Source organism: Massilia agilis (genome assembly GCF_024756255.1).
Taxonomy (GTDB): domain Bacteria; phylum Pseudomonadota; class Gammaproteobacteria; order Burkholderiales; family Burkholderiaceae_D; genus Telluria; species Telluria agilis.
The window spans coordinates 175,258-196,000 of the sequence record NZ_JANUHB010000004.1 but is presented as its reverse complement, the minus strand read 5'-3'; the positions used below and the strand labels follow the sequence as shown (position 1 = coordinate 196,000).

Genomic DNA, 20,743 nt, shown 5'->3' with positions numbered 1-20,743 from the left:
TGACGGTCAGTAGCGCGCGTCAGCCGGCTTCTTGTCCTTCGGCCAGTCCTTCACCTTGTCCGGGAAGTCCGGCCGCGGCTGGTGCGAGAAATACTCGGCCACGTCGACCGCCTCCTGGTCGCTCAGGCCGCCCTGCCCCAGCGGGAACTTCTCGTGGAAGCCGACCGGCATATTGCGCTTGACGAAGGCCGCAGCCGTGTAGGTACGCGCCATGCCCGCCCCGATGTTGAACGACTGGTCGCCCCACAGCGGCGGATAGATCATCGTCCCGTCCGCGCGCTTGAGCCCTTCGCCATTGCTGCCGTGGCAAACCGCGCACTGCTGCGTATAGACCTTGCGGCCATTGTCGACATTCGGCTTGATCGACTGGTCGATCTTGCCCACGCCGCGCCCGGCCACCTTGTCGCCCGGCTTGGTCTCGCGCTTCATCCAGTCGAAGTAGGCCACCATCGCCTTCATGTCGGCCGAATCGACCGGCAGCGGCTTGCCGTTCATCGAACGCCGGAAGCAGCCGTTGATGCGGTCCTCGAGCGTGATCTCGCGCCCGGCACGCGGCGCGTAGCTCGGGAAGAAGGCGGAGACGCCGACGAACGGCGAGCCGTCGGCCACGGTGCCGGCGTTCAGGTGGCAGCTGGTGCAATTGAGCTGGTTGCCCACGTTTTTCGGCAGCAGCGCCTTGGTGTTCAGGTGCAGCTGCATGCCGCGCACCAGCTGGGCCGAGTTGGGCGCATCCAGCATGTTGGCCATGCGCGGGGTATCGAACTTGCTCGAGTCGGTGGTGGCCGGGTTCAGCGCGGCGCGCGCCTTGGCCACTGCCGATGCCTGGACCGGGCCGGCCTTGTTGCCCCAGCTTTGGCGCACGAAGCTCAGGATATCGGCGATCTCGCTGTCGGCCAGCCGGGCAAAGCCGGGCATCGTGTACACCCGCGGGTGGGCCGATGTCTGCACCGTCTTCCAGCCGGTCAGCGTGATGTGCAGCAGGGTGGCGGGATCGGCGCTGGTCACGCTCTGGTTGCCGGCGAGCGCCGGGAACACGCCCGGCACGCCGCCGCCGTCGTGGCGGTGGCAATCGATGCAGAACTGGGCATAGCCAAGGCCGCCGCGGGTCGTGTACAGCGTGGCCGGCGGCGCAGCCGGTGCGCGCGGTGTGGACGGCATCGGCAATTCGCCCTTGGCCGGCGGCAGCGATTTCAGGTAGGTGGCAATCGCCACCAGGTCGGCGTCGCTGAAGTACTGGGTACTGTGGTGGATCACGTCCGCCATGTTGCCCGACACGGTGGCAAAGCGGTTCTGGCCGGTCCTGAGCAGTTCGACCGTGTCCTGCACCGACCACAGGTTGCGCAGGCTCAGCGCGCGCCATCCCTCCACGGTCTCGCCGGCGAGGAAGGCCGAGCCGTTCGAACCGGTGTCGTCCATGGCCTTTTCCTGGAACGCGATGCCGCGCGGCGTGTGGCAGGCGCCGCAGTGGCCGAGCGACTGCACCAGGTAGGCGCCACGGTTCCAGTTGGTGTCACGCGACGGATTCGGGCGGAACGGCTTGTCGTCCAGGAAGACGCCATTCCAGAGCGACATGCCCCAGCGCATGCTGTACGGCCAGCGCATGGCCGACGGGCGGTTGGGCTGGCGCACCGGCTGCACTCCGCGTTGCAGGTAGGTGTAGAGCGCGGCCATGTCGTCCTTGCTCATCCTGGCATAGGACGGATAAGGCATGGCCGGATACAGGTTGTGACCGTCGGCCGTCACGCCCTTGCGCATCACGCGGTCGAACTGCTCGTAGGTGTATTTGCCGATGCCGGTGTCGCGGTCGGGCGTGATGTTGGTGGAGTAGATGACGCCCATCGGCGTCTTCAGTTCAAGGCCGCCGGCCATCGCCTTGCCGCCGGCGGCGGTGTGGCAGGCCACGCAATCGCCCAGGCGGGCGACGTAACGGCCACGCTCGATCAGCTGGGCGTCCAGCGCAGACTGGGCAAAAGCATGGGGAGCCTGGGCCAGGAACACGGCGCCAAGCGCGGCAAACAGGTGGGGAAATCGCATACCGTTCCTTACGGATGAAATCCGTCGCGCATCGAATGGCGCGGGGCCGGACGGCAGTGCGACGGATGCGACAGGCAAATCGACGCACCACTGCCGCTGTCGCCCGGCAGCAGTGCAGGGGCAAGGCGCCAGATCAGGCCGGCGTGCTGAACTCCTTGAATGCTGCGATCGCGTTAGCCGAATACATCAGCGACGGACCGCCGCCCATGTACACCGCCATCGCGAGGGTTTCTTCCACTTCGCGCAAGGTAGCGCCCAGGCGCACCAGCGCCTTGGTGTGAAAACCCAGGCAAGCATCACAGCGCACGGCCACGCCCAGCGCCAGCGCGATCAGCTCCTTGGTCTTCTCGTCCAGCTCGCCGGCTGCGGTGGCAGCGCGCGCCAGGTCGTTAAAGCCCTTCATCACGTCCGGCAGGTCGGTGCGCAAGGTGGCGAGGTTCTTCGACACCTCCCGGGTCAGCTCCTGGTAATTCGGAATCGCGGCCATGTCTTACTCCTTCCTGGTGCTGCAGCTACGAAAGCCGAACGGCAGGTAGGCCGGGCAGAAGCCGATCACGCCGGTTGCCGCAACGGCCAGGCCGAGCCATCCCCAGGCGCCGATGGCGCCGGCCAGCGTGGCGCCCACCAATCCCAGGCCCACGACGATGCGCAGTGCGCGATCGATACCACCAACATTTGTTTTCATTGTTTTTCCCCTTTCAGTGAACGAGATTGCGGGCGCCGGCCCTCTGCCGGCTGGATAAACGACTGGCTGGCGCGCGAGGCGTGGTCGAACCGGCGCGCGATACTGCCGCAGACCAGGTCGCACAAGGCGTGCACCGCCGGGTCGGCGATGCGGTAGAAGGCGCTGGTGCCGCGCGCGGTGCGGGCGACCAGGTGATGGGCGCTGAGCACGGCCAGGTGGCGCGAGATGTTGGCGGAGGTGCAGCCGCAGCGCTCGGCCAGGTCGCCCACGCTGAGCTCTTCCTGCTGCAGCATGCTCAGGATCTGCAGGCGGGTTGGCTCGGCCAGCGCCTTGAAATAGTCGGCGACGTGCTCCAGCGCTTCCCTCGACAGCTGTCCCATGCCTGTTCCCCCAGCTCAACCATTTAACTATATGCGTATTTAATCAAATACTCACATAGAAAACCTTAACCCAGGCTAAGAAAATGGGGGCCAAAAAGCAAACGCCCCGGGCGGGCCGGGGCGTTTGCTTTGCTGCGGGGACCGCGTCAGATGGTGATGACCGGGATATCCACCACCAGGCCGGTGCCGATCAGGGCCACGCTCTGCTGCACGTTCTCGGGGCTGTCGCTGATCGCGGCCAGCACCTGGGCGTTGGTCGCCGCGTGGCTGTCGAGCACGCCGGCCCAGAAATCGATGCCGGCCTTTTCGCCGGTGCGGTGCAGGATGTGCTCGTAGTACTTGCCCACCAGCTCGGCATTGGTGAGCCCGCTGCCATACAGCTTCTGGTATTCGGCCGACTTGATGAACTCCTGCGCGATGTTTTCGACCTTGTACAAGCCCCGCTCCATCTGCGCCTCCCAGTAGTTCATGCCGTCCGCATCGGGCTTGCGGTCGAGCGCAGCCTGGTACAGCCGGAACAGCTGGCCGCTGGCGCCGGTCACGTCCACCGGCAGGAAAATCTTGTCGCCGAACTGGACGCGCTCGACGTTCACCAGCGTGTCGGTGCCGGAATCGCCTTTCAGGTCCGTGACCGAGACGCCGCCGGTGGTGCGCTCGATCTTGTAGTCGGCGATCGCGCCGGTGTAGCGCACCGTGTCGATCTCGATGCCGCCGTCGATCGTGTCGTTGCCGGGCCCGCCGATGATGATGTCATTGCCCATGCCAGCCTGGATCGTGTCGTCGCCGGCGTAGCCGTACAGCTGGTCGTTGTAGTTGGTGCCCTTGATGGTGTCGTTGCCGCCCAGCAGATAGGCAAAGGTCTGGCGCGAATCGGTCACGTTGTCGATCAGGTTGGTCAGCATGGCAGCGGAGAGCTCCAGCCCGGTGACCTTGAACACCTCGGTGCTGGCCTGCAGGAAGCTGACCTCGGTGACCCTGCCGCTTGGCATCGTGTCGGCCGTGACCACGAACTCGCCGGTCAGGACGATTTTTTGCGCGCCGTTGGTGTAGGTGATGCTGGTCGAGGTGGCGGCGGCCGGCGCCCAGTTCCAGTCAGGCAGGGCGTCGAACGAGAGGAAGGGATTCGAAAGCGTCAGGTTTGCCATGGGATTCTCCGCATTAGTAAGTGATGACCGGCGCGTCGAACACCAGCCCATTGCCGATCAGCTGCACGCTGAGGGCCACGTTTTCCGGGCTCTCGCTGATGGCGGCGAGCACCTGGGCGTTGGTCGCCTTGTGGCCGTCGAGGACGCCAGCCCAGAAGTCCAGGCCGCCCTGCTCGGGCGCCCGGTGCAGGATGTGCTCGTAATACTTGGCCACCAGGTCGCGGTTGGACTGGACCGAGCCATACAGCTGCTGGTATTCGGCCGATTGGATGAACGAGCCGGCCAGCGCTTCCAGCTTGACGCCATGGCCCTCGACCTGCGCCTGCCAGTAGGTCAGCCCCGGCTCGTCCGGCAGGCGGCCCAGCGCCGCCTGGTACAGCCGCACCAGCTGGCCGCCCGTGCTGTCCGGCGTGACGAGTGCGACGCTCTTGTCGTTGAACCAGGCGCGTTCGACGTTGGTCAGCGTGTCGGTGCCACCGTTGCCCTTGAGGTCGGTGATCGTGTAGCCGCTCGCGGTGCGCTCGACCTTGTAGTTCGCGAACACGCCCTGGAACACCGCGACGTCGAAGCCGGCGCCGCCATCCACGCTGTCATTGCCCGCGCTGGCGCCGATGCGGTCGTCGCCGGCGCCGGCACGGATGGTGTCGTTGCCGCCGAAACCCTGGATTGCGCCGTGCAAGGTGGAGCCGGTGATGGTGTCGTCGCCGCTGAACAGGAAGGCATACACGTCGGCATCGTATTTGGCGCCCTGGATCACGTCCACCAGCTTGGCCGCGTCAACGGAAAGATCGGTCGCGCGCAGCACCTGGGCGCCGTTGAAGCCCCTCGAGTACACGTTCACGCCCGTCGTGGTGCCCGACACCTGGCCGCCGGCACCGATGGTGAAGTTTCCGTAGATGGCCAGGTCCAGGAACTGGCTGGTGTACACGACGTGGTCCGACGCGGCGGTAACGACCGTCCATTGGGCTGCGGTAGCGCCCATCAGGTCCACATAGGGTCCCAGAATGTCCAGCTTTGCCATCATGCTCTCCTGCGATTTGACGAAAAGTCAGGATAGCATCGGTAACAAGGGGTATCTACAAGCGGTTGTCCGGAAATTGTCTGCAAATCGTATCGAATGCAGGCATGGCGACGACAGGCGCGGCGCTAGAGCCCGGCCGGGGGCATGCTCAGGAAGCCGTTTCCGATCAGGGTCACGCTCAGGTCCACGTTCTCGCGGCTCTCGCTGATCGAGGCCAGCACCTGTGCGGCGGAGGCGGCGTGGTGGTCGAGTGCGCCGGACCAGAAATCCAGCCCCGCCGGGTCGGGCGCGCGGTGCAGGATGTTCTGGTAGTACCTGGCCACCAGTTCGTGGCTGGACAAGCCGCTGCCGTACATCTTCTGGTACTCGCCCGACATGGAGAACGCACCGGCCACGGCTTCCAGGCTCACGCCCTGCTCCATGCGGCCCTTCCAGTAGTCCAGGCCTGCCAGGTCGGGCTCGCGGTCGAACACTGCCCGGTACAGGCGAAAGACCATGCCGCTGATGCCGTGCACCTCCACCGGCGCGGCGACCGTGTCGTCGAACACGATCCGCTCGACATTGATGAGCTTGTCCGTGGCGCCGCCCGCCAGCGCGGTGACGGTGACCAGGCTGCCGCTGTTGTCGATGCGGTAGTCGGCCAGCTTGCCGGCGTAGCGGACCGTGTCCATGCCCGAGCCGCCATCGACCGTGTCGTTGCCGGGGCCATCGACGATGGTGTCGTCGCCCGGGCCGGCAACCAGCGTGTCGTTGCCGGCGTAGCCCTGCAGCACGTCGTTGCCGTCGCCGCCGTACACGATGTCGTCCGCGCCGAACAGCATCTGGACGAAGGCCTGCGGATTGTCGTCGTCGTCCACGGCCTTCACCAGCGCCGCGGCATCGAGCGACAGGCCGCTGGCCTGCCACAGGTCGGCCGGGCCGGCGGACAGGCTGGCGCCGGTCACGGTGCCGGTCACGTCATTGTGGCTGTCGAGCGCAAAAGAGCCCGTGAACACGAGCTTGCGCACACCGGACTCGAAGGTCAGCGTGGAGGACGTGACCCTGGTCGCCGTCCAGTACCACGGCTGGGCGGACGTGAAATCGACTGCGTTGGAAAGGCGGAAGGTAGCCATGCTGTTTCACCTGTCGTCGTGGGCGGGGCGCGCCGGCACACCGGCGCATGTCGCTGGACAGTATGGAACAACGCGGAAAACGGGCGCGCACTGTTGAGCTCGCCCGTCGCGTCAACCCCAGGGCAGGTACTCGAAACCGTTGCCGATCACCGCGGCGGTGCCGTCGATGTTTTCCTTGCTTTCGCTGATCCCGGCCAGCACCTCGGCCATGCTGGCCGCCTTGCCGTCGAGGGCGCCGGACCAGAAATCGAGCCCGCCTTGCTCGGGCGCGCGGTGCAAGATGTTCTGGTAATACTTGGACACGAGATCGCGGCTGGACAAGCCAGGTGCATAGGTGTCCTGGTATTCCTTCGACTGGATGAAACCTTGCGCGATCGACACCAGGCTGGCTCCCTGGTCGAGCGAGTGCATCCAGAAACTGAGGCCGGGCGTATCCGGCGTGCGGTTGAACGCGGCCTGGTACAGCCGGTAGGCCTTGCCGCCCAGGCCATCGGCGCCAACGTCCAGCGCCAAGCCCGACAGGTTGCCGACCAAATCGCTGAAGATGATGCGCTCGACGTTGACCAGGGTGTCCGTGCCCTCCGCCCCGGTCTTGTCGGTCACCGTGAAACCGGCGTCGGTGCGCGCCACGCTGAAGTTGGCGCGCGCACCGACGAACAGCACGCTGTCCAGCCCAAGGCCGCCATCGATCTGGTCGTTGCCTGACAGGCCGGCGAGATTGTCGTTGCCGGCGCCGGCCCGGATGGTGTCGTTGCCCGCGTAGCCGATGAGGCCGTCGTTGCCCGCGCTGCCGGTGATCGTGTCGTTGCCGGAGAGCAGGTATGCATAGGTTGCCTGCGCATCGGCATTGAGCACCGCCTTGATGGAAAGGGTGATGATGTCGTGCGCCAGCCCGGTGATGCGATAGACCTCGGCGTTATTGTTGAAGTAGGAGGTGGCCGAAATGGTGCCGGCATAGGTCAACGGGGTCGGGTAGGTGAAGCTGCCCGACAGGGTTTGCTTCTGGATGCCGCTCTCGATGGTGATCAGGCCCGCCGTACCTTGCGTGACGTACCAGTTCCAGCTCTGGTCGGCGCCAAAGTCGAAGGCGGAAAAGAGCGTGAGGTTGGCCATCGCGAACACCCGGAAAGTGAAAGAATTGCAAAAATATCATTGTAAATTTGCAACGTCAAACTTTCCGCGTGTCGTGCTTGCCCCTGCTTCAGCTCCCCGCCACCACCATTTTCTCGATCAGGATCGAGCCGGTCGACTTGTTGCCACGCGTGAGCACGTCATTGCCGATGCCGACGATGTCGCGGAACATGTCCTTCATGTTGCCGGCGATGGTGATTTCCTCGACCGGGTACTGGATCACGCCGTTCTCGACCCAGTAGCCGGAGGCGCCGCGCGAATAATCGCCGGTGACGTAGTTCACGCCCTGTCCCATCAGCTCGGTGACCAGGAGGCCCGTGCCCATCTTGCGCAGCATGCCGTCGAAATCGTCGGCCAGTTTGGTGTCCTTCGACACGATCTCGAGGTTGTGCGAACCGCCGGCATTGCCGGTGGTTTGCATGCCCAGCTTGCGCGCCGAGTAGGACGACAGGAAATAGCCCTGCAGCACGCCGTCGCTGACCACCTTGCGCGCGACGGTGCGCACGCCTTCCTCGTCGAACGGGGACGAGCCCATGCCGCCGACCAGGTGCGGGTCCTCGACCACCTGCACGTGGCCGGGGAAGACCTGCTGGCCCAGCGCATCGAGAAGGAAGCTCGACTTGCGGTACAGCGCACCGCCGGAGGTGGCCTGCACGAAGGCGCCGAGCAGGCCGGCGGCCAGCGGCGCCTCGAACAGCACCGGGCAGGTGCGGGTGTCGAGCTTGCGGGCGTTCAGGCGCGCCAGCGCGCGCTCGGCGGCGTAGCGGCCCACCTTTTCGGGGTCGACCAGCTTTTTAGGATCACGCGCGCTGGTGTACCAGTCGTCGCGCTGCATCTTCGAGCCCTTGCCCGCGATCGGCGCGACCGAGATGGTGTGGCGCGAGAACGGGTAGCCGGCGCAAAAGCCCAGCGAGTTGGCCGAGACGAAATGGGTCTGCTGCACGTACACGCTGGCGCCCTCGCTGTTGGTCACGCGCGGATCGACCGCGAACGCGGCATCCTCGCAGCGGCGGGCGATGTCCACCGCCTCTTCGGCCGGAATCATCCACGGGTAGCACAGGCGCAGGTCGCGCGGGTTCATCTCGAGCAGCTCGGCGTCGGGCAGGCCGGCGCACGGGTCCTCGGCGGTGAAGCGAGCGATGTTGTAGGCCGCTTCGACGGTCGCGCGCAGCGACTCGGGCGCGAAATCGGACGTGTTGGCGTGGCCGCGGCGCTTGCCGCAATAGACGGTGACGCCGATGCCCTTGTCCTTGTTCTTTTCGATGGTCTCGACCTGGCCCTTGCGCACCGTGACCGCGAGCCCGCCGCCCTCGCTGACCTCGACCTGGGCATTGCTGGCGCCCTGTTCCCGGGCATAACCCAGCATGTCCTGGGCCAGTTGCTTGAGCTGATCTTGGGAGTAGGTGAAGACGGACTCGTTCATGTGTGTTTTCGTAGCGGGCTTTAAAACAGTTATCATAGCAGCCGTTTATTGTTTTTACTGATCGGCCGCGCGCCAATCGGATCTCCATCATGCCAAACCCAAATCGCGGCTCATGCGGCTTCCAGTCCAACGAGTTCGAACAGGAATACGACCGCCCCTCCAAGTCCGCCATGAAGCGGCAGATGACCGAGCTGCAAAAGCTCGGCGAGCAGCTCGTCGCCGAGCCGCGCGACCGCGTCAAGCGGGTGCCCATGCCGGAAGAGGTGCGCGATGCCATCCTGATGTGCCAGACCATCACCAACCATGAAGGCCGCCGCCGCCAGCTGCAGTACGTGGGCAAGATGATGCGTACGCTGGACGAGGAAGAGGTGGCGGTGATCCAGCGCACCATCGACAGCTGGAAGGGCACCTCCAAGGCCGAGGCGGCTGCGCTGCACGCGCTCGAGCGCCGCCGCGACAAGCTGCTGGCCGACGACAAGGCGCTCACCGAACTGTTGGCCGAGCATCCGGAACTGGACGTGCAGCACCTGCGCACGCTGATCCGCAACGCCCGCAAGGAGCAGGCCGAGAACAAGCCGCCCAAGGCCTACCGCGAGATCTTCCAGATCCTGAAGGAGCTGGGCAAGACGCAGGGCGCGGCCACCGACGACGAGGAGCCAGGCGAGGATGAATCCGACGAATAACGAGCTGGTGGTCGGGCTGGTGTCGGTCTCGGACCGCGCCAGCGGCGGCGTGTACGAGGACAAGGGCATCCCTGCCCTGACGGACTGGCTGGCGTCGGCCTTGAGCACGCCGTACCGCATCGAGTCGCGCCTGATCGCGGACGAGCGCGCGCAGATCGAAGCCACGCTCACCGAGCTGGTGGACGTGCAGCGCTGCCACCTGGTGCTGACTACCGGCGGCACCGGCCCCGCGCGGCGCGACGTGACACCCGAGGCGACGCTGGCTGTGGGCACCAAGGAGATGCCGGGCTTCGGCGAGCAGATGCGCCAGATCAGCCTGCGCTTCGTGCCCACCGCGATCCTGTCGCGCCAGGTGGCCGTGATCCGCGAAACGCCGGACCATGCGGCGCTCATCATGAATCTGCCGGGCCAGCCCAAGTCGATCAAGGAAACGCTCGAGGGGCTCAAGGACGAACAGGGCAAGGTGGTGGTGAACGGCATCTTTGCGGCCATCCCCTACTGCATCGACCTGATCAAAGGCCCCTACATCGAAACCAATCCCGCCGTGACGGCCGCGTGGCGTCCCAAGAACGCGCAGCGTCCCTCGCAGCCCAAGGAGTAATCCATGACCCAGCTACTCGAACACATCCAGATCGACACCGGCCCCGAGCCGCAGGCATCGATCATCTGGATGCACGGCCTGGGCGCCGACGGCAACGACTTCGTGCCGCTGGTGCAAGAGCTCGACTACACCGGGCTGCCGGCGATCCGCTTCGTGTTCCCGCATGCGAAGACGATGCCGGTCACGATCAACGGCGGCTACGTGATGCGTGCCTGGTACGACATCACCGGCGCGGAACTGACGCGGCGCGAGGACGAAAACGGGCTGCGCGCGTCGCAGCGCGACGTCGAGGCGCTGATCGCGCGCGAGAAGGAACGTGGCGTGCCGGCGTCGAAAATCGTGCTGGCCGGCTTTTCGCAGGGCTGCGCGATGACGCTGCAGACGGGCCTGCGCCATCCGGAGACGCTGGCCGGCATGCTGTGCCTGTCCGGTTACCTGCCGCTGGCGGACAAGGCGGCGGCCGAGCGCACGCCGGAAAGCCTGGCCACGCGGATCTTCATGGCGCACGGCCGCCAGGACCCGGTGGTGCCGTTCATGCGCGCCGAGCAGTCGCGCGAGGCGCTCAAGGCGCTGGGCTACCAGGTCGAGTGGCACGAATACATGATGCAGCACTCGCTGTGCATCGAAGAGGTACGGGACATCAACGCGTGGCTGCGTAAAGTCCTGGCCTGAGATTAACGGGTAGGGTCACGCGTCCAGGCGGCGCCTGCTCAGCATGGGTCCCGGCCTTCGCCGGGACGACGCTGGCTTGGGATGCAGGTTATTCCGGCATTGGCGGCATGGTGGACGGCGGCACGGCCGTGCGCGCCGTGTTCATCACCATTGCCAGGAAGGTGTAGTAGCCGTTCAGTCCCATCAGGTCCACCACGCCCTGCTCGCCGAACAGCGCCAGCGCTTCGCCGTACGTGTGGTCGGACACCTGCTTGTCGCGGTGCAGCTCCACGCAAAAGTCGTACACCACCGCCTCGTCCACCAGCATGCCCTGCGGCCGTTCGCGCCGCGCGATGGCGCCGATGACGCCCGGAGGAATGCCCACCTGCGCGGCGATCGGCGCGTGGATCGCCCACTCGACCTGCTGGTTCCATGCGCGCGCGGTCACCAGGATCGCGAGCTCCGACAGGCGCACGCCGATCGCGCTGCGGTAGCGCAGGTACTCACCCATGCGCTGCGCATACTCCATCAGTTCGGGGCTGCGCAAGAGCGGGATGAAGGGGCCGTACACGGCGCCGCGCGGGCCTGCGATGATGGCCTGCGCCGCGGCGCGCTGGGCGTCGCTCATTTGCTCCGGGGGGATCGGGCCTAGCCGGTCAGTCATGGTTCGGGGCGCGGAGCGCCAAGTGTCTGGGCGGAAAAATATTCGCACAGCTTCCAGCAAAAATCAAAAGAAACGGTGGTGTTCAAGCTTATTGTCAATCGTCAACCTGAACCGGGAGGGACGAGCAATGAGCCACATCATCCACCGCAGCTTGCGCCAGGTTCCGCCGGTGGCGGTCAGCGCCAAGGGCATCTTCATCCGCGACACCGAGGGCAATACCTACATCGACGCGAGCGGCGGCGCGGCCGTCTCGTCGCTGGGGCACGGGCACCCGGACGTGCTGGCGGCCATGCACCGCCAGATCGACCACTGCGCCTACGCGCACACCTCGTTCTTCACCACCGAGGTGGCCGAGGCGCTGGCGGACACGCTGGTATCGAAGGCGCCGCAGGGCATCAGCCAGGTGTACTTCGTGTCCGGCGGCTCGGAGGCGATGGAGACCGCGCTCAAGCTGGCGCGCCAGTACTTTGTGGAGGCGGGCGAGGAACAGCGCACCATGTTCATCTCGCGCCGCCAGAGCTACCACGGGAACACGCTGGGCGCGCTGGCCGTCGGCGGCAACGAGTGGCGCAGGAAGCCGTTCGCGCCGCTCCTGATGGAGGTGCCGCGCGTGTCGCCCTGCTACGAGTACCGCGGGCGCGGCGAGGACCAGACGGTCGAGGAGTACACCCAGGCGCTGCTGGACGAGCTGGAGGACGCGATCCGCCTCACCGGGCCGGAAAAGGTGATCGGCTTTTGCGCCGAGCCGGTGGTAGGCGCGACCGGCGGGGCGATCCCGCCCACGCCGGGCTATTTTCGGGGCGTGCGCAAGCTGTGCGACCAGTACGGGATCCTGTTCATCGCGGACGAGGTCATGTGCGGCATGGGCCGCACCGGCACCATGTTCGCGATCGAGCAGGACGAAGTGGCGCCGGACCTCATCACCGTGGCCAAGGGGCTGGGCGCGGGCTACCAGCCGATCGGCGCGGTGCTGGCACAGGGCGCGATCGTGGAGCGGCTACGCCACGGCAGCGGCGCCTTCCTGCACGGGCATACCTACATCGGGCACCCGGTGGCGTGCGCCGCCGCGCTGGCGGTGCAGCAGGTGATCGAGCGCGACAACCTGCTCGCGCAAGTGGTCAAGCGCGGATCGAGCCTGCGGCGCATGCTGGGCGAGGCGTTCGGCAACCACCCGCATGTGGGCGACATCCGCGGGCGCGGGCTGTTCATGGCGATCGAGCTGGTGCACGACCGCCCGACCAGGAACCCGTTCCCGGCGTCGCGCAAGCTGCACGCCAAGATCAAGGCCGAGGCCATGACGCGCGGGCTGATGGTGTATCCGATGGGGGGGACGATCGACGGGCGGCGCGGCGACCATGTGCTGATCGCGCCGCCGTTCATTGCCTCCACCGGGGACCTGGCGGAGATCGTGGGCAGGCTGGCCGAGTCGGTGGATGCGGCGCTGCGGTTGAAGTGAGCGTAGACGGTAGGGTGGGCTCTCGAGCCCACGCGGTTGCACGTGGTGCGTATCCCCGCGTGGGCACAAGTGCCCACCCTACGTGAATTTACGCTTTGGGGTAGGCCACCACTTCCTGCTGCTGCTCGCCCAGGCCGGCGATCCCCAGGCGCAGCTTGTCGCCCTTTTTCAGGAAGCGCTGCGGCGTGCGGCCCAGGCCCACGCCCGGCGGGGTGCCGGTGCAGATGATGTCGCCCGGCTCGAGCGTCATGAAGCGCGATACGTAGCTGACGATCTGCGCCACCGTGAACACCATGTTCTTCGTGTTCCCGGTCTGCATGCGCTTGCCGTTCAGCTCCAGGTACAGGTCCAGGTCCTGCACATCGAAGATCTCGTCCCTGGTTACCAGGAAGGGACCGACCGGGCCGAAGGTGTCGCAGCCCTTGCCCTTGTCCCACTGCGAGCCGCGCTCGAACTGGAACTCGCGCTCGGACACGTCGTTGACTACGCAGTAGCCGGCCACGTACTTGAGCGCGTCGGCCTCGTCCACGTACTGCGCGCGCGTGCCGATGACCACGCCCAGCTCCACTTCCCAGTCGGTCTTCTTTGAGCCCTTGGGCAGCACGATCGGGTCGTCCGGGCCGGACAGGCAGGTGATCGCCTTCATGAAGAAGATGGGTTCCTTCGGCACCGGTGCGCCGGTTTCTGCGGCGTGGTCGGCGTAGTTCATGCCGATGCCGATGAATTTGCCGGAGCCCTTGACCGGTACGCCGAAACGGCGCTCGCCGCGTACCAGCGGCAGCGTCTTGTAGTCGATCTTGGCGATCTTGCGCAGCGCGCGGTCCGACAGGACGGATGCATCGATGTCCGCAATCACGCCGGACAGGTCGCGCAGCCGTCCTTCTTCGTCGAACAGCCCTGGTTTTTCCTTACCGGGACGACCGTAACGTACCAATCTCATATTCTTCCTTCGTTGCGAGCAAAACAGCCTCGCATTGTACCGGACGGCGTCGAAGGAAGTAGCGCACCAGGCCGGGCAGCTGGACCAGCACCAGCACGCCGAACGCGACCCGGTAGGCGGTGGCCGGATAGTGGCCCAGCGGGCCGGGCTGCCAGGCGCCGATGATCTGCCCGAAGCCTGCCTGCACCAGGAACGCGCCGATAAAGATGAGCAGGTTCAGGCAGGTCGAAGCGCGCCCGGTCAGTTCGCGCGGCATGGCCGCGGCAACGATGGTGTACTCGATCCCGGTGATCGAGCCGACCAGCGTGAACAGCGTGGACACGAGCTGGAAGCTGGGCGCGTAGTTGAAAATCGGGACTGCCTGCACCAGCACGAAGAGCGCCACGCCGCAGGCAGCCACGTCGAGCGGCTTGATGCCGCGGCGCGCGGCCCATTCGGTGATCATGCCGGTGCCGATGGCGCCAAAAATCACGGCCGCCATGCCGAGGTAGAGCAGCCAGGCCACCGCGCTGTCGGAAAAGCGCGCGGCATCGGACAGCCAGCGCCCGATCCACAGGCCCTGGATGCCGAAGAACACCATGTGCGGCACCAGCACCAGCGAGGCGACCTCGCCGAACGCGGGATGGCGGTAAACCTCGAGCAGCGAGCGCAGGGTCGGCGGGCTGCGTTTGGCGGGCAGCTCGGCCTTCGGGTACAGCAGCAGGATCAGCAGCCCGGCGCAGGCGATGAAGCCGCCCAGCAGCAGGAACAGGTGGCGCCAGTCGGTGAACTGCAGCGCGAGCCGCACCGGCGTGGTGCCGGTGGCCGCGCCAAGGCCGCCGGCGGCGATCAGGTAGCCGTTGATCGACGGGAGCTTCTCGGCCGAGATCCAGGTGGCGATCGCCTTCATGGCCGACATGAAGCAGCCGCCCAGGCCCAGGCCCATGATGAAGCGCGCCAGCACCAGGTCGCCGAAGCTGCGGCCGGCCGCGAACAGCAGCACCCCCAGCGCGGCCAGCAGCATGAGTGCCGGCTGCACCCGGCGCGGGCCGTAGCGGTCGAGCGCGATCCCGACCGGCAGCTGCACCAGCGCGAACGAGAAGAACAGTGCACTCGTGAGCAGCCCCAGTTGGCCGGGCGTCAGGCGCAGCGAATCGACCAGCCACGGGGCCAGCACCGCGTTCACGTTGCGCATCAGGCAGGACAGGTAGTGCCCGAGCGCGAACGGCAGGAACACGCAGAAAAAAACCGCCGCGCCGGTCAGGCGTGGCGGCTGGGTGGGCGAGTCCATGGGGACCTTTCGCGAGCGTTCAGGCGGCGGTGGGCTGGGTGTCGCTGGCGCGCTGGTTGTGCTGGCGCGGCGTGCTCGCGATCGGGATCACGCGCCCGGCCGGGAGGTGGAAGTCGGCCTTGCCGCCCTCTTCCTCGAAGAAGAATTTCTGGCGCCCGAAGGCCGGCTTGAGGTGGTCGAGCCAGGTGGCCTGCGGGTCGTACCTGGCGAAGAAGGGCTTCCTCACCCAGTCCGGGTTGCGCGCTTGGAGGAACTGCAGCGCGAACAGCTTTTCGCCATTGACCTGGACCACGCCGTCGATCACCACCTTGCCCGGGAACGCGCTCATCGACGGCCCGCGCACGGTGCGCGCCAGGCCCGAGACCTGCTGGTAGGCCTGCTGGAACACCTCGTGCGCGCGCGCCAGCGGCAGCGCGAAGTAGTCGCGCGGACCGGTGTCGCGCTCGACGAACATGTAGTACGGGATCGCGCCCAGGCGCACGCCGGTGGTCCACAGCTCGGCCCAGCTGTCCGGGTCCTCGTTGATGTGGCGGATCAGGGGGCCCTGCATGCGCAGCGTGGCGCCGGTGCCGACGATGCGCTTGACGGCCTGCTGGGCGACCCGGCTCCTGAGCTCGACCGCGTGGTTGTAGTGCCCCATGATGGCCATGTTCTTGCCGCTGGCGACCACCTTCTCGAACAGGCGCAGCAGGTCGTCGGCGTCCTTGTCCGACACGTAGCGCTGCGGCCAGTAGGCCACCGACTTGGTGCCGATGCGGATGTTCTGGATGTGCGCCAGCTCGGGCGCGAGCAGCGGCTCGATGAACTCGGTGAGCGAGCGGGTATTCATGATCATCGGGTCGCCGCCGGTGATCAGGACGTCGGTCACGTCGGGGTGCGTCTTCAGGTACTGAACCAGTTCGCTGCACTCGCGCGCGTCGAACTTGAGGTCGTCCATGCCCACGAACTGCGGCCAGCGGAAGCAGAAGGTGCAGTAGGCGTGGCAGGTCTGGCCCGAGCTCGGGAAGAACAGCACGGTCTCCTTGTACTTGTGCTGCAGGCCGCGCAGCGGCGCATCGTTCACGCGCGGCACGTTGTGGGTCAGCTGGCCGGCCGGGTGCGGGTTCATGCGCATGCGGATCCGGTGCACCAGCGCGTTGATCGCGCCCTCGTCCTTCTTGTGCAGCACCAGGTCGCGCAGCTGTTCGTACTCGGCGGCGGGCAGCATGTCGCGGTGCGGGAAGGTCAGGCGGTAGATCGGGTCATCCGGGATGTTGCTCCAGTCGATCAGCTGGTCCATCACGTACTCGTTGGTGCGAAACGGCAGCACGTGCGATACCACCTGCACGGCCTCCTGCAGTTCGGGGCTCATCCATTGCCACTGGCGCGCGTTGACGATGGTCTGGCGCGTGTACGGTTTGAACTTGGCGGGCGCGGCGGCATCGGGCTGGGTCACGGCATTCTCCTGATAAGGAAAGATGGTGGGGCGGCATTCTTGGCAACAAGAATTGCCGAACGGGAATTTCATGGTAGGCCCGGGCTATGCGTATCGAATTGCCGCGAATCAATTGATTCAAAGGAAGATTTCCGTACGGCACAAACTTCATGCGTGCCGGACCGCAACTTCGGCGCTTGCTGATTGCGCCTGCGCAAATTGCGCTATGGCAGGACGCGTACAGTCGTGAATGCATCTAGGCAACACCAGACCCCCATTGGAATTTTGCGAAAGGATGTTCACCATGAAGCTGACCGCCACCGCCACCGCCCTGTGCCTGAGCCTTGCCTGCGCCGGCGCCCTGGCCAACGAACCGACCGATAAAGACGCGATCGCCATGGCCGAGCGCGGCGCCGCGTTCTTCAAGGCCCACGGCAAGGAAGAGCTGATGAAGAAGATCTCGGCCAAGGATCCGGATTTTTCGCAGGGCTCGCTGTACATCGATATGCGCGACATCAAGACCGGCATCGTGCTGGCGCACCCGCACAACCCGTCGATCGTGGGCAAGGACCTGACCGACGTGCCGGACGCCAACGGCAAGAAATACCGCCGCGAGATCATCGAACTGGCCGCCGCCAAGGGCAAGGGCTGGGTCGACTACATGTACAAGAACCCGGTCTCGGGCAAGATCGAGCCGAAGACCACCTACATCCTGAAGGTGGACGATTTCGTGCTGGAGGCCGGCCTGTACAAGAAGTGATCGACTGGTACGCGGGCGGCGTGCTGCCGCCCTTTTTCGTTTTCGCCGGGAGGCAAGCATGTTGAAGAAACTGCGAATCGGCCCCAAGCTGCTGCTGGCGCCGGGCCTGGTCCTGTTGCTGCTGACCCTGCTGTCGGGGGCGTCGTATTACGGCATGGTGCGCCAGAACGCCTCGCTCGAGAACATGGTGCAGGTGCGCGCCGCCCACCTGAAGAGCGCGGCCGACGTCGCCGGCGAGGCCAAGGGCGCGCACGCCAACATCTACCAGCTGCTGGCCTGGGTGAACGGCAGCTTCGCCAAGAACCGGCTCGACGCGCTGGTGGCCACGATCAACCAGAAGCACGCCGCCATCGGCGCCCAGCTCGACGCGCTGGCCAAGGTCTCCAGCGTGGACGAGCGCAAGCTGGTCGATGCCTCGGCGCGCGCGCTGGCGTCCTACCGCAAGAGCGTGGCCGAGACCATCGAGATGGCCCAGGTGGACGTGTCGATCGCTGCGAACTCGATGCAGAAGGCGGAGGCGCAATTCGTCACCCTCAACGGCCAGCTGGCCCAGCTGTCGGCGCTGGAAAAGACGCTCAGCGAAACGGCTTACGCCAGCGCGCGCGCCGAGTTCCGCTCGCTGGGCGTGACGATGGCGGTGCTGGTGCTGCTGTCGATCGCGCTGTCGCTGGTGGTCACGATGCTGGTGCGGCGCGCCATGCTGGGCGATATCCGCGCCATTGCCGACGTGGTGGCCGAGCTGGCCGAAGGGCGGCTGGTCGCGTGCCGCCGCAACGAGGGCCGCGACGAGATCGCCGACACCTCGCGCGCGCTCGACCACACCATCGCCAACCTGAACGCGGCGCTGCGCAAGATCCTGTGCTCGGTGGCGTCGATCGACACCGCCTCGCGCGAGATCGCCACCGGCAACCTGGACCTGTCCACCCGCACCGAGATGCAGGCCGGCTCGCTGCAGCAGACCGCCAGCGCCATGCAGACGCTGACCACGGCGGTCAAGGACAACGCCACCAACGCGCGCCAGGCCACCGAGCTGGCGGCCGAGGCGGCGCGGCTGGCTTCCGATGGCGGCGATGCGGTCAACCGCGCGGTCAAGACCATGGAGTCGATCAAGGCCAGCTCGCGCAAGATCGTCGAGATCATCGGCGTGATCGACGGGATCTCGTTCCAGACCAACATCCTGGCATTGAACGCGGCAGTGGAAGCGGCGCGCGCCGGCGAGCAGGGGCGCGGCTTTGCGGTGGTGGCGGCCGAGGTGCGCACGCTGGCGCAGCGCTCGGCCGCGGCAGCCAAGGAGATCAAGGCGCTGATCGCCAGCTCAGTGGCGGTGATCGACAGCGGCAGCGACTCGGTCAACCAGGCCGGCGCCAGCATGGGCAACATCGTCGCCTCGGTCCGGCAGGTCAACGAGATCATCGAGCGCATCAGCGCGGCCAGCACCGAGCAGGCCGACGGCATTGCCGAAGTCAACCGGGCGGTCGGGCAGATGGACGACATGACCCAGCAGAACGCGGCGCTGGTCGAACAGGCCGCGGCGGCGGCCGAAAGCCTGCACGAGCAGTCGGTCAATTTGTCCGAGGCGGTGGCGATCTTCAAGATCGACGGCGCCCCGGCAGCTGCGCCGCCCGCAGCCGAGCCGGAAAGCGAGTTCCGCGAGCCGCGGTACGAGCGCCGCGCGCCGGACAGCCCGATGCGCGCTGGCGGCCGGCGCGCCCTGCCCGACCCGGCCCGCAGCCGCAAGCGCGGCTAGCGCCGCGGAAACGGCCGGCTCACGTAGCGCGAGCCGGCCAGCCCGAAGCGCCAGGGCACCTCCATCGCCTTGGAGATGCCGATGCGCGGACCGGTGATGACCTCGATCCCGGCCGGCGCGGGCAGCAGTTCGAACGGCGGCTTCCACAGCGAGCTGCCGTTCAGTTCCCGCGTCACGCCCAGCGCCTGGCACAGCTTGCCGGGGCCGGAGCACAGCAGGTAGTCGTTGTCGGTGTGGCGCCGCGCCCGCATCGCGGCGATGCCGGCCACGGGTTCGAGCGCGCGGATCAGCACCCCGGCCCCGTGACCCTCCTCGCGGCAGACGAAGTTCAGGCACCAGTGGATTCCGTACGATCGGTACACGTAGGCGTGCGCCGGCGGCCCGAACATGGCCGCGTTGCGCTCGGTCGGGCCGGAATAGGCGTGCGAGGCCGGGTCCTCGCGGTCGTAGGCCTCGGTTTCGACGATGCGCCCGCCCACGCCATCGACCAGCAGCGTCACGCCGATCAGCTGGCGCGCGACCAGGTGGGACGGTTCCTCGAAATCGATTCCGGCAAGCAGGGCTTTGAGCATGCCGCGATTCTATAACGCCCCCGCGGACGAGGTCGCGCTGTCCGTTTCGCCACAGTTTTGATGGTTTTGCTGCAACGCATTGCGCTCTGGTTTATAGTGGCGGTTCCGCGTTTCTTTGCGGAAACCAATGGAATCGCCTTGATGAGCAACCTAGCAGCCCACGCCCCCGCAGATTCGGTCGACGCCCTGATCAAGTCGATCCGCATTCCTCCCCGTCCGAGCCTGCTGGCGGACCTGCAGCGCGAGCTGGCCGCGCACGAGCCCTCGCCCGAGGCGATCGCGCGCATTGCGGCGCGCGACGTGGGCATGGCCGCGGCGCTGCTCAAGCTGGCCAATTCCTCGTTCTACGGCGGCAAGCGCAAGGCCAAGTCGGTCGAGCAGGCGATCCTGTTCCTCGGGATTAACCAGGTGGCGTCCCTGATGACCGGGCTGCTGGCGCGCCAGGCGATCACTGCCGACAGCGCCGCACTGGCCACGTTCTGGGACATCTCGACCCGCCGCGCGCACGCCATGGTCTACCTGTCGCGCCGCCTGCGCATAGGCGAAACCGATGTGGCGCACACCTTTGGGCTGTTCTGCGACACCGGCGTGCCGCTGATGATGGATCGTTTTCCCGGCTATGCCGCCACTTACGGCGCGGCGGCGCTGGACGAGGCGCGCGCGTTCACCGCGCTCGAGGACGAGCGTCACCACGCCAACCACGCGGCCGTGGGCTGCCTGTTGGCGCGCAACTGGGGCCTGTCGGCCGACGTCGGGTGGGCCATCCTGCACCACCACGACCATGCGGTGCTCGACGATGCTGCCACGCCCGATTCGGTGCGCTCGCTGGTGGCGCTGTCGCTGCTGGCAGAGCGCGCAATCCGCAAATACCAGGGCGACGGCGACTGCCCGGAATGGAACAAGGGCGGCGCGCGCGCCTGCGCCTACCTTGGCCTGTCGGACGACGAAACCGGCGACCTGCTCGACGCGCTGCACGAGGCGCTGCACGACGACGCCTGACCTTTGACATGCCGTCCACGTCGGAAGATACTGGTTCGATGGAGCGAGGGAGGGT

21 protein-coding genes are annotated in these 20,743 nt (G+C 66.5%); 7 read left to right on the top strand and 14 right to left on the bottom strand.

Annotated elements, in window-relative coordinates:
* Nucleotides 1–6: 6 nt before the first annotated feature.
* The 9 genes from NX774_RS17460 to pmbA form a co-directional block, all read right to left on the bottom strand.
* Complete coding sequence (locus NX774_RS17460) at nucleotides 7–2,034, bottom strand: c-type cytochrome (protein ID WP_258823537.1); 2,028 nt, start codon at nucleotides 2,032–2,034, stop codon at nucleotides 7–9.
* A 133-nt stretch (nucleotides 2,035–2,167) separates the two neighbouring features.
* Nucleotides 2,168–2,521: a carboxymuconolactone decarboxylase family protein gene (locus NX774_RS17455; protein WP_258823536.1), complete on the bottom strand. Its 354-nt coding sequence runs from the start codon at nucleotides 2,519–2,521 to the stop codon at nucleotides 2,168–2,170.
* 3 nt (nucleotides 2,522–2,524) lie between these two features.
* Entirely contained in the window at nucleotides 2,525–2,719 is a 195-nt protein-coding gene (locus NX774_RS17450) for a YgaP family membrane protein (RefSeq protein WP_258823535.1), read from the bottom strand.
* Nucleotides 2,716–3,099: an ArsR/SmtB family transcription factor gene (locus tag NX774_RS17445; RefSeq protein ID WP_258823534.1), complete on the bottom strand. Its 384-nt coding sequence runs from the start codon at nucleotides 3,097–3,099 to the stop codon at nucleotides 2,716–2,718. Before NX774_RS17445 ends, NX774_RS17450 begins: the two co-directional genes overlap by 4 nt.
* A 146-nt stretch (nucleotides 3,100–3,245) precedes the next feature.
* Nucleotides 3,246–4,244 (bottom strand): DUF4214 domain-containing protein, encoded by a 999-nt coding sequence (locus tag NX774_RS17440; RefSeq protein WP_258823533.1) that lies wholly within the window; start codon nucleotides 4,242–4,244, stop codon nucleotides 3,246–3,248.
* 13 nt (nucleotides 4,245–4,257) lie between these two features.
* Entirely contained in the window at nucleotides 4,258–5,265 is a 1,008-nt protein-coding gene (locus NX774_RS17435; protein WP_258823532.1) for a DUF4214 domain-containing protein, read from the bottom strand.
* Nucleotides 5,266–5,390: 125 nt separating this feature from the next.
* A complete protein-coding gene (locus tag NX774_RS17430; protein ID WP_258823531.1) occupies nucleotides 5,391–6,377 on the bottom strand; it encodes a DUF4214 domain-containing protein in 987 nt (328 codons plus the stop codon).
* A gap of 111 nt (nucleotides 6,378–6,488) precedes the next feature.
* Entirely contained in the window at nucleotides 6,489–7,490 is a 1,002-nt protein-coding gene (locus NX774_RS17425; RefSeq protein ID WP_258823530.1) for a DUF4214 domain-containing protein, read from the bottom strand.
* Between the two features lie 88 nt (nucleotides 7,491–7,578).
* The gene (gene pmbA / locus NX774_RS17420; RefSeq protein ID WP_258823529.1) at nucleotides 7,579–8,931 is read right to left on the bottom strand and encodes a metalloprotease PmbA; all 1,353 of its coding nucleotides are present in this window, start codon (nucleotides 8,929–8,931) and stop codon (nucleotides 7,579–7,581) included.
* 89 nt (nucleotides 8,932–9,020) lie between these two features.
* On the opposite strand from pmbA, the gene yjgA reads away from it, so the two are divergent.
* Genes yjgA through NX774_RS17405 form a run of 3 tightly spaced genes read left to right on the top strand, consistent with a single transcriptional unit; the run spans nucleotide 9,021 to nucleotide 10,887 of the window.
* A complete protein-coding gene (yjgA, locus tag NX774_RS17415; RefSeq protein WP_258823528.1) occupies nucleotides 9,021–9,614 on the top strand; it encodes a ribosome biogenesis factor YjgA in 594 nt (197 codons plus the stop codon).
* Nucleotides 9,598–10,215 (top strand): molybdopterin adenylyltransferase, encoded by a 618-nt coding sequence (gene mog / locus NX774_RS17410; RefSeq protein ID WP_258823527.1) that lies wholly within the window; start codon nucleotides 9,598–9,600, stop codon nucleotides 10,213–10,215. Before yjgA ends, mog begins: the two co-directional genes overlap by 17 nt.
* Nucleotides 10,216–10,218: 3 nt before the next feature.
* On the top strand, nucleotides 10,219–10,887 hold the full coding sequence (locus tag NX774_RS17405; protein ID WP_258823526.1) for an alpha/beta hydrolase: 669 nt from the start codon (nucleotides 10,219–10,221) through the stop codon (nucleotides 10,885–10,887).
* 88 nt (nucleotides 10,888–10,975) lie between these two features.
* Here NX774_RS17405 and NX774_RS17400 read toward each other — a convergent pair whose 3' ends face one another.
* Complete coding sequence (locus tag NX774_RS17400) at nucleotides 10,976–11,530, bottom strand: carboxymuconolactone decarboxylase family protein (protein ID WP_258823525.1); 555 nt, start codon at nucleotides 11,528–11,530, stop codon at nucleotides 10,976–10,978.
* A gap of 127 nt (nucleotides 11,531–11,657) precedes the next feature.
* Here NX774_RS17400 and NX774_RS17395 point away from each other — a divergent pair, with 127 nt between their 5' ends.
* On the top strand, nucleotides 11,658–12,986 hold the full coding sequence (locus NX774_RS17395) for an aspartate aminotransferase family protein (protein ID WP_258823524.1): 1,329 nt from the start codon (nucleotides 11,658–11,660) through the stop codon (nucleotides 12,984–12,986).
* 88 nt (nucleotides 12,987–13,074) lie between these two features.
* Here the strand turns inward: NX774_RS17395 and NX774_RS17390 are convergent, their stop codons facing one another.
* The 3 genes from NX774_RS17390 to NX774_RS17380 are packed head-to-tail and all read right to left on the bottom strand — an operon-like array spanning nucleotide 13,075 to nucleotide 16,631.
* Nucleotides 13,075–13,926, bottom strand: a complete 852-nt coding sequence (locus NX774_RS17390; protein WP_258823523.1) for a fumarylacetoacetate hydrolase family protein — start codon at nucleotides 13,924–13,926, stop codon at nucleotides 13,075–13,077.
* Nucleotides 13,895–15,196 carry an MFS transporter gene (locus NX774_RS17385; RefSeq protein ID WP_258823522.1) on the bottom strand — a complete coding sequence of 434 codons (1,302 nt, stop codon included), beginning with the start codon at nucleotides 15,194–15,196 and terminating at the stop codon, nucleotides 13,895–13,897. The genes NX774_RS17390 and NX774_RS17385 overlap by 32 nt, the downstream gene beginning before the upstream one ends.
* A 19-nt stretch (nucleotides 15,197–15,215) precedes the next feature.
* Nucleotides 15,216–16,631 carry a KamA family radical SAM protein gene (locus NX774_RS17380; RefSeq protein WP_258823521.1) on the bottom strand — a complete coding sequence of 472 codons (1,416 nt, stop codon included), beginning with the start codon at nucleotides 16,629–16,631 and terminating at the stop codon, nucleotides 15,216–15,218.
* 283 nt (nucleotides 16,632–16,914) lie between these two features.
* Between NX774_RS17380 and NX774_RS17375 the strand changes: the two genes are divergently transcribed.
* On the top strand, nucleotides 16,915–17,370 hold the full coding sequence (locus tag NX774_RS17375) for a cache domain-containing protein (RefSeq protein WP_258823520.1): 456 nt from the start codon (nucleotides 16,915–16,917) through the stop codon (nucleotides 17,368–17,370).
* A 58-nt stretch (nucleotides 17,371–17,428) separates the two neighbouring features.
* Nucleotides 17,429–19,117, top strand: a complete 1,689-nt coding sequence (locus NX774_RS17370) for a methyl-accepting chemotaxis protein (protein WP_258823519.1) — start codon at nucleotides 17,429–17,431, stop codon at nucleotides 19,115–19,117.
* On the opposite strand, the gene NX774_RS17365 is transcribed toward NX774_RS17370, so the two are convergent.
* Nucleotides 19,114–19,689, bottom strand: coding sequence for a DNA-3-methyladenine glycosylase (locus NX774_RS17365; protein ID WP_258823518.1), 576 nt, complete (start codon nucleotides 19,687–19,689; stop codon nucleotides 19,114–19,116). The two genes, NX774_RS17370 and NX774_RS17365, sit on opposite strands and share 4 nt — an antisense overlap.
* 141 nt (nucleotides 19,690–19,830) lie before the next feature.
* On the opposite strand from NX774_RS17365, the gene NX774_RS17360 reads away from it, so the two are divergent.
* A complete protein-coding gene (locus NX774_RS17360; protein WP_258823517.1) occupies nucleotides 19,831–20,688 on the top strand; it encodes an HDOD domain-containing protein in 858 nt (285 codons plus the stop codon).
* The last annotated feature ends 55 nt before the right edge of the window (nucleotides 20,689–20,743 follow it).

What these genes read in the sequence shown, in the direction of transcription:
- NX774_RS17365 (WP_258823518.1), bottom strand. Translation starts at nt 19,689, where the DNA reads ATGCTCAAAGCCCTGCTTGCCGGAATCGATTTCGAGGAACCGTCCCAC.
- NX774_RS17425 (WP_258823530.1), bottom strand. Translation starts at nt 7,490, where the DNA reads ATGGCCAACCTCACGCTCTTTTCCGCCTTCGACTTTGGCGCCGACCAG.
- NX774_RS17385 (WP_258823522.1), bottom strand. Translation starts at nt 15,196, where the DNA reads ATGGACTCGCCCACCCAGCCGCCACGCCTGACCGGCGCGGCGGTTTTT.
- NX774_RS17395 (WP_258823524.1), top strand. Translation starts at nt 11,658, where the DNA reads ATGAGCCACATCATCCACCGCAGCTTGCGCCAGGTTCCGCCGGTGGCG.
- NX774_RS17390 (WP_258823523.1), bottom strand. Translation starts at nt 13,926, where the DNA reads ATGAGATTGGTACGTTACGGTCGTCCCGGTAAGGAAAAACCAGGGCTG.
- NX774_RS17455 (WP_258823536.1), bottom strand. Translation starts at nt 2,521, where the DNA reads ATGGCCGCGATTCCGAATTACCAGGAGCTGACCCGGGAGGTGTCGAAG.
- pmbA (WP_258823529.1), bottom strand. Translation starts at nt 8,931, where the DNA reads ATGAACGAGTCCGTCTTCACCTACTCCCAAGATCAGCTCAAGCAACTG.
- yjgA (WP_258823528.1), top strand. Translation starts at nt 9,021, where the DNA reads ATGCCAAACCCAAATCGCGGCTCATGCGGCTTCCAGTCCAACGAGTTC.
- NX774_RS17370 (WP_258823519.1), top strand. Translation starts at nt 17,429, where the DNA reads ATGTTGAAGAAACTGCGAATCGGCCCCAAGCTGCTGCTGGCGCCGGGC.
- NX774_RS17435 (WP_258823532.1), bottom strand. Translation starts at nt 5,265, where the DNA reads ATGGCAAAGCTGGACATTCTGGGACCCTATGTGGACCTGATGGGCGCT.
- NX774_RS17375 (WP_258823520.1), top strand. Translation starts at nt 16,915, where the DNA reads ATGAAGCTGACCGCCACCGCCACCGCCCTGTGCCTGAGCCTTGCCTGC.
- NX774_RS17445 (WP_258823534.1), bottom strand. Translation starts at nt 3,099, where the DNA reads ATGGGACAGCTGTCGAGGGAAGCGCTGGAGCACGTCGCCGACTATTTC.
- NX774_RS17400 (WP_258823525.1), bottom strand. Translation starts at nt 11,530, where the DNA reads ATGACTGACCGGCTAGGCCCGATCCCCCCGGAGCAAATGAGCGACGCC.
- NX774_RS17450 (WP_258823535.1), bottom strand. Translation starts at nt 2,719, where the DNA reads ATGAAAACAAATGTTGGTGGTATCGATCGCGCACTGCGCATCGTCGTG.
- NX774_RS17460 (WP_258823537.1), bottom strand. Translation starts at nt 2,034, where the DNA reads ATGCGATTTCCCCACCTGTTTGCCGCGCTTGGCGCCGTGTTCCTGGCC.
- NX774_RS17440 (WP_258823533.1), bottom strand. Translation starts at nt 4,244, where the DNA reads ATGGCAAACCTGACGCTTTCGAATCCCTTCCTCTCGTTCGACGCCCTG.
- NX774_RS17360 (WP_258823517.1), top strand. Translation starts at nt 19,831, where the DNA reads ATGAGCAACCTAGCAGCCCACGCCCCCGCAGATTCGGTCGACGCCCTG.
- NX774_RS17430 (WP_258823531.1), bottom strand. Translation starts at nt 6,377, where the DNA reads ATGGCTACCTTCCGCCTTTCCAACGCAGTCGATTTCACGTCCGCCCAG.
- NX774_RS17405 (WP_258823526.1), top strand. Translation starts at nt 10,219, where the DNA reads ATGACCCAGCTACTCGAACACATCCAGATCGACACCGGCCCCGAGCCG.
- mog (WP_258823527.1), top strand. Translation starts at nt 9,598, where the DNA reads ATGAATCCGACGAATAACGAGCTGGTGGTCGGGCTGGTGTCGGTCTCG.